This window comes from Citrobacter sp. CK180 (assembly GCF_030333655.1).
Taxonomy (GTDB): domain Bacteria; phylum Pseudomonadota; class Gammaproteobacteria; order Enterobacterales; family Enterobacteriaceae; genus Citrobacter_B; species Citrobacter_B koseri.
Genome location: NZ_JAOWFM010000041.1, coordinates 1 through 5,498, shown reverse-complemented (window position 1 = coordinate 5,498; position 5,498 = coordinate 1). Strand labels below are relative to the sequence as shown.

General features: G+C 52.4%; 4 protein-coding genes and 5 pseudogenes. 5 read left to right on the top strand and 4 right to left on the bottom strand.

All coding sequences use genetic code 11. The features are described 5' to 3' along the window. The 3 pseudogenes from OGV50_RS07440 to OGV50_RS07430 all read right to left on the bottom strand — a co-directional run. A pseudogene (locus OGV50_RS07440) lies at window positions 1-355 on the bottom strand (IS6-like element IS26 family transposase); the annotation flags it as partial. Between the two features lie 142 nt (window positions 356-497). Continuing rightward, window positions 498-996 (bottom strand): annotated as a pseudogene (locus OGV50_RS07435) (fimbria/pilus periplasmic chaperone); the annotation flags it as partial. A gap of 55 nt (window positions 997-1,051) precedes the next feature. After that, window positions 1,052-1,684, bottom strand: a pseudogene (locus tag OGV50_RS07430) (fimbria/pilus outer membrane usher protein); the annotation flags it as partial. A 247-nt stretch (window positions 1,685-1,931) separates the two neighbouring features. Here OGV50_RS07430 and OGV50_RS07425 point away from each other — a divergent pair. From OGV50_RS07425 to OGV50_RS07410, 4 genes are read left to right on the top strand one after another with little or no spacing between them, the layout of a single operon-like run. Beyond that, a complete protein-coding gene (locus OGV50_RS07425) occupies window positions 1,932-2,213 on the top strand; it encodes a PTS sugar transporter subunit IIB (RefSeq protein ID WP_009652557.1) in 282 nt (93 codons plus the stop codon). A gap of 3 nt (window positions 2,214-2,216) precedes the next feature. Continuing rightward, the gene (locus tag OGV50_RS07420; protein ID WP_023205297.1) at window positions 2,217-3,581 is read left to right on the top strand and encodes a PTS galactitol transporter subunit IIC; all 1,365 of its coding nucleotides are present in this window, start codon (window positions 2,217-2,219) and stop codon (window positions 3,579-3,581) included. Next, window positions 3,578-4,033: a PTS sugar transporter subunit IIA gene (locus OGV50_RS07415; protein WP_023205298.1), complete on the top strand. Its 456-nt coding sequence runs from the start codon at window positions 3,578-3,580 to the stop codon at window positions 4,031-4,033. Before OGV50_RS07420 ends, OGV50_RS07415 begins: the two co-directional genes overlap by 4 nt. Before the next feature lie 50 nt (window positions 4,034-4,083). Beyond that, on the top strand, window positions 4,084-4,410 hold the full coding sequence (locus OGV50_RS07410; RefSeq protein ID WP_023205299.1) for a hypothetical protein: 327 nt from the start codon (window positions 4,084-4,086) through the stop codon (window positions 4,408-4,410). A gap of 352 nt (window positions 4,411-4,762) precedes the next feature. Here the strand turns inward: OGV50_RS07410 and OGV50_RS07405 are convergent. Further along, window positions 4,763-5,083 (bottom strand): annotated as a pseudogene (locus OGV50_RS07405) (Tn3 family transposase); the annotation flags it as partial. A 60-nt stretch (window positions 5,084-5,143) separates the two neighbouring features. Here OGV50_RS07405 and OGV50_RS07400 point away from each other — a divergent pair. Further along, a pseudogene (locus OGV50_RS07400) lies at window positions 5,144-5,498 on the top strand (IS6-like element IS26 family transposase); the annotation flags it as partial.

Here is a 5,498-nt window from a genome sequence, read left to right as displayed (position 1 = left end):
GAAACCGGTATGCAGCTTTGCTGTTACGACGGGAGGAGAGATAAAAATCGACAGTGCGGCCCCGGCTGTCGACGGCCCGGTACAGATACGCCCAGCGGCCATTGACCTTCACGTAGGTTTCATCCATGTGCCACGGGCAAAGATCGGAAGGGTTACGCCAGTACCAGCGCAGCCGTTTTTCCATTTCAGGCGCATAACGCTGAACCCAGCGGTAAATCGTGGAGTGATCGACATTCACTCCGCGTTCAGCCAGCATCTCCTGCAGCTCACGGTAACTGATGCCGTATTTGCAGTACCAGCGTACGGCCCACAGAATGATGTCACGCTGAAAATGCCGGCCTTTGAATGGGTTCATGTGCAGCTCCATCAGCAAAAGGGGATGATAAGTTTATCACCACCGACTATTTGCAACAGTGCCTTTTTGCTAACAGGCGATCCTTATTCTGCCAGATTTTCTTCATGTCTGTGCTCAGAATACCCGTCATTTCTGCCAGAGTGTGCCCCCTGTACACTTCCTGCAGAAGCTTTTGCTGGGCCGGCGTGACACCACAGCTTTCCGGCTGGTCACTGCTGTTTCTGATAATGGCTTTCGGCCGGTAAAACAATTTCAGCTGGCTCTGCATGGCCAGCTGCAGGACATTATTGTCTCCGGGCTTCGGGGGAACGCCCCGCACGTTAAACCAGAACAGCGTTTCCCTGTCCTGAGGGAGCTTGTCTGTCAGCCCGCGAACCTGGGTGATACGGACCTGGGATTTCTGTCCGGCATCAATACGCTGCAGCGGCGGCAACGCCATCAGCGCATCCGTTTTCACCCCGTCAGCATCCGTCACCCACGACTGCGCCAGAAACGGCGTGGTTTTGTCATCATTATTCAGCGTGATGGCCACCGTTTTCTGTGGTGCATCCATAATGATGCGGGTCCGGTCGACGTTGACGGCCGCCGGGCTGCACTGGCTCCCATGCTGCCGCCAGTGTGAGTATAATCGCACGGCTTATTCTGCTGTTTTTAACCTGTTTTCTCCGTTAGTCCTGCTCTGTGACAGGGATATTTTTATCTGCAGGGCAGTAACAGCGGCCCCCGGCTGAGGTCTGCGCTCTCAGGCAGCGTCAGCCTGCAGTGTGTCCGGCCATTCCAGGATACGTCCAGAGTCCGGCGGTCTTCCCCGCTGAGACCTGTCAGGTAGACCAGTCCGTCATCCCCGACCATCCCTGCGGTTCTGCCGGTTTTCCCTGACACCACCATGGAGCCAAACGGCGGACTTGTGCTGTCAGCCAGCCGGATATGGCCGAGCACCTGCTCCCCCTGGCTGGCGTCAATCTTCCGGTAGCCCACCGCGCCTTCCGTCAGCACCTGGCTGATGACGGAGCTGCTGACGTCCACGTCCTCCGGCAGGGCGGCCACATCAACCGAAATATCGCTGCGGCGGTAGCTGCTGCCGGCGCTCACCACGCCCACCCCGAAGCGGTTGGTCACCCCGCTGTTGCCGTTCACCGGCACACCGGCCACGTCTCCGGTATCTATCATCATGCGGGGCTCATTCCCGGCCATCGACTGGCTGAAAGCGGCACCGTGGGCGGTGGCGGTCACCGAGCCGTACCAGCTCAGGCCCAGGCTGCGGTACTGTCCGGGCTGCAGGGTGGCGTCCGCTGCCGCCTGGCCCCACAGCAGGCGGCTCTGCACGCTGTCTTATGGCCGGTAGGCTCCGGCGTATAACCCCACTATACGAATGAACGGGTATTATTATGAGATGTTCGTCACGTTTTTTAGCGTAAACACACAGATAAACGTTTTTTTAAATCATCATATATCAATGAGTTATGATAGTACTTTCAATTCACTGTGTAGTTAGCGTGTAAAATTATACACAAATCACAATTCATATCTTCGCGGCATGTTTTAATTCCTCCCACCAAAACAGAGAGGATTGCTCATGAAACACATGATGATTTGCTGCGGCGCGGGCGTTGCGACCAGCACAGTTGCTTTAAATAAACTGCAGGACTTCCTGAAAAAAGAGAATATTCTCGATAAAGTGCGTATATCCCAGGGAACCGTGGCTGAGGCTAAAACCCGCGACGATGTAGATTTTATTGTTTCCACTTCACCGGTTGCGCTTTCTATTCCCGTTGTTAACGCTCTGCCACTATTAACTGGCATGGGCACGGATAAAGTTTTCAGCAGCGTCAAAGAATTAATTCTCGCCGAGGGTTAAGCCATGTTTATTGTTGATTACATTGTGGGTTTAGGGGCATCGGTCATGATGCCGCTAATATTTATGCTCCTCGGTTTGATATTACACCTGTCACTGAGCAAAGCGTTAAAATCCGGTTTAATGGTCGGTATCGGTTTTATCGGCTTAAGTATTACCGTTAATCTGATGATCGATTCCCTCACCCCGGTGAGCCATGCTCTGGTGGAGCGTTTTGGTCTGAATCTTAACGTACTGGACGTGGGCTGGCCTGCCGCCGCCGCGGTGGCTATGGGGACTCGGGTTGGCGCGCTGGTGATTCCGGTATGCGTCGCGATTAACGTTCTGATGCTGTACACCAAAACCACGCGGGTACTGAACGTGGATATCTGGAACCTGTGGCATCATGCGTTTACCGGTTCACTGGTGACGATTATTACTGATAGCCTCTGGTTGGGAATATTTGCCGCCGGTATTAACTGTATTATTACGATGGTTATCGCCGACCGTACCAGTGGTGATGTTGAAAAATACCTGAATTTGCCGTCTATTTCGGTGCCGCACGGTTTTTCTGTGTCGTTTGTACCGGCAGCGTGGCTGGTGAATGCGATCGTTGACCGTATCCCTGTTATTCGTGATATCAAAATTGATACCGAAGTTATCCAGAAAAGATTATCAATTCTCGGCGACCCGGCATCTCTGGGGGCTATTATTGGCGCACTGTTGGGGATTATTGCCGGTATTGAAGTAAAAGCTATATTACAAACGGCGATTACGATGGCGGCGGTGATGACCATTATTCCGCGGATGGCGAAAATGCTGATGGAAGGGGTTTATCCGATCAGCGAACGTATACAGGAGATTGCGCAGTCTCGCGCCGGTTCATTCGGCAAAATCGCTATCGGCCTGGATTCAGCCGTGAGCGTTGGGCATCCGGTGACGCTGTCCGTGTCGATGCTGATGATCCCGGTGATGCTGATACTGGCGGCGATTATTCCGGGCAACCAGTTCCTGCCGTTCGCATCCCTTACCGGCCTACCGTTCGCCTTCGTGCTGGTGACGGCAGTTTGTCGAGGCGACATGTTCCGTACACTCCTGACCGGGTTGTTGACATTAAGCCTGGCGCTGTTAATAGGTACCAGCCTGGCACCTATTGTCACCAGCACCGCGGTGAGCACCGGCTTCTCACTGCCGCAGGGGACTACCAGTATCAGCAGCGTGGATTATGCGGGGGCGATGCTGCCGTGGGCGATTATCCAGAGTTTCCACCTGAAAGAGATTGGCGTGGGTATCCTGACGCTGTGCACCATCGCGCTGGTGCTGTGGAATCGCCGTAAACTGGCGCAGGAAAATGAACAGATGGCCGAAGTGAGCGCGGAGGCCGGGAAATGATGTTTAGCGCACAGCGGGTGGTGAAGTTTACCGGGAACGTGAGTCGGACGGTTTTGCTAACCCGACTGGCAGATAGCCTGCAGGCCGACGGGCTGGTTAAACCGAGTTTTGCCAATGGAGTACTTGAACGGGAAAAAGTCTATCCAACCGGGATATTTATGGAAACCCATAGCGTGGCCATTCCACATACCGAGTTTGAACATGTTAACCAGACCGGTTTTGCAATCGGCATTAACCTGGCGGGGGTTGAATTTCAGCGTACCGACGAACCTGAAGAGAGCGTTGTGCCGCAGATAGTCGTGATGATGGCGATTGATAAAACTTGCGAAAAAGTGGCAATTATTCAATCCTTGTTCGCATTATTGGCCGATCACGATCGAGTTAACGATATCGTGAAAATGACGCCAGAGGAGATTGCAAAAGTGTTCACCGATGCCGTCGTCACGCAGTAAGATAAAATGATGAGTTCAATACAGTGAAGCCGTACCAGACGAGGGACAAGATGTTACGAATCAGCGACGTCATAGCGTTAGCGATGGTCAGTCGTAAAACTATCTATAACGCAATCAACTGTGGACGACTGAAATATCAGCTGGTGAATGTGGATAATCGTCAGGTTCGTATGTTCCTCGAAGAAGATGTCCTCGAAGCTTTTCCGAAAACCAATCGTGCGGTGACTCAGGAGCAAGAAGTCCAGGCACTGCGTGAAGAGGTCGCTTCGCTTAAGTTTGCGCTGGCAGAGCTGCAAAAAGCAGTGAATGCCATGGACCCTGAAGGCAGATACGAAATGACCAGCGTTAAAGAGCCATCAAAAATACCTGACCGCTAACCTGGGATAATGACCAGGTTAGCGGCAATAACGGCCAGTCAGAAGTCAGAACTTGTTGGGTCATTGGGTTTAGTATTGATTTATCTGTCAGTCACCGACGTGGATGGGACGGCTTTTAGGTTATCCAATTTGATAAAATCTACACCAGATGCTGCATAGCGCGGGAGTACACCCTATTGCTATAGGCAAGCCTGTTCAAAAAACAGGCTTGCCGTACAATAATTCTCTATATCCAAACTGACCCCTTATAGCGTGTTCAGCAGCATCAATCCTCCCAAGAAAGGCTGGCTTATTAAGCCGGTCCATCATTTTCTGTATAGGGGTTTGAGGGCCAATGATGTAAAAAACCACGCTAAGGAGGTAATTCATTGTTTAAATTGAGATTTAACGGCCTCAATTCCCCCTTCATAATATCCTCCGGTAGTGTGAACGTATAATGTCCCAGCATGTTGATATGACCATGCATCAGAGGCGAAAGCCGCGCGATATGTTCATCTTCTGGCCCTTCCCCAGTGCTACGCAGGTGCGACAAGGCTTCCTGCATATAAAGCGTATTCCACAGCACCACTGCGTTTGTCACCAGACCCAGCGCACCCAACTGATCTTCCTGCCCCTCGCGGTAACGTTTTCTGATCTCACCACGCTGACCGTAGCAAATGGCTCTTGCCACGGCACTGTTGCAAATAGTCGGTGGTGATAAACTTATCATCCCCTTTTGCTGATGGAGCTGCACATGAACCCATTCAAAGGCCGGCATTTTCAGCGTGACATCATTCTGTGGGCCGTACGCTGGTACTGCAAATACGGCATCAGTTACCGTGAGCTGCAGGAGATGCTGGCTGAACGCGGAGTGAATGTCGATCACTCCACGATTTACCGCTGGGTTCAGCGTTATGCGCCTGAAATGGAAAAACGGCTGCGCTGGTACTGGCGTAACCCTTCCGATCTTTGCCCGTGGCACATGGATGAAACCTACGTGAAGGTCAATGGCCGCTGGGCGTATCTGTACCGGGCCGTCGACAGCCGGGGCCGCACTGTCGATTTTTATCTCTCCTCCCGTCGTAACAGCAAAGCTGCATACCGGTTTC

Coding starts and splice junctions, on each gene's coding strand:
- OGV50_RS07415 (WP_023205298.1), top strand. CDS start 3,578: ATGATGTTTAGCGCACAGCGGGTGGTGAAGTTTACCGGGAACGTGAGT.
- OGV50_RS07410 (WP_023205299.1), top strand. CDS start 4,084: ATGTTACGAATCAGCGACGTCATAGCGTTAGCGATGGTCAGTCGTAAA.
- OGV50_RS07420 (WP_023205297.1), top strand. CDS start 2,217: ATGTTTATTGTTGATTACATTGTGGGTTTAGGGGCATCGGTCATGATG.
- OGV50_RS07425 (WP_009652557.1), top strand. CDS start 1,932: ATGAAACACATGATGATTTGCTGCGGCGCGGGCGTTGCGACCAGCACA.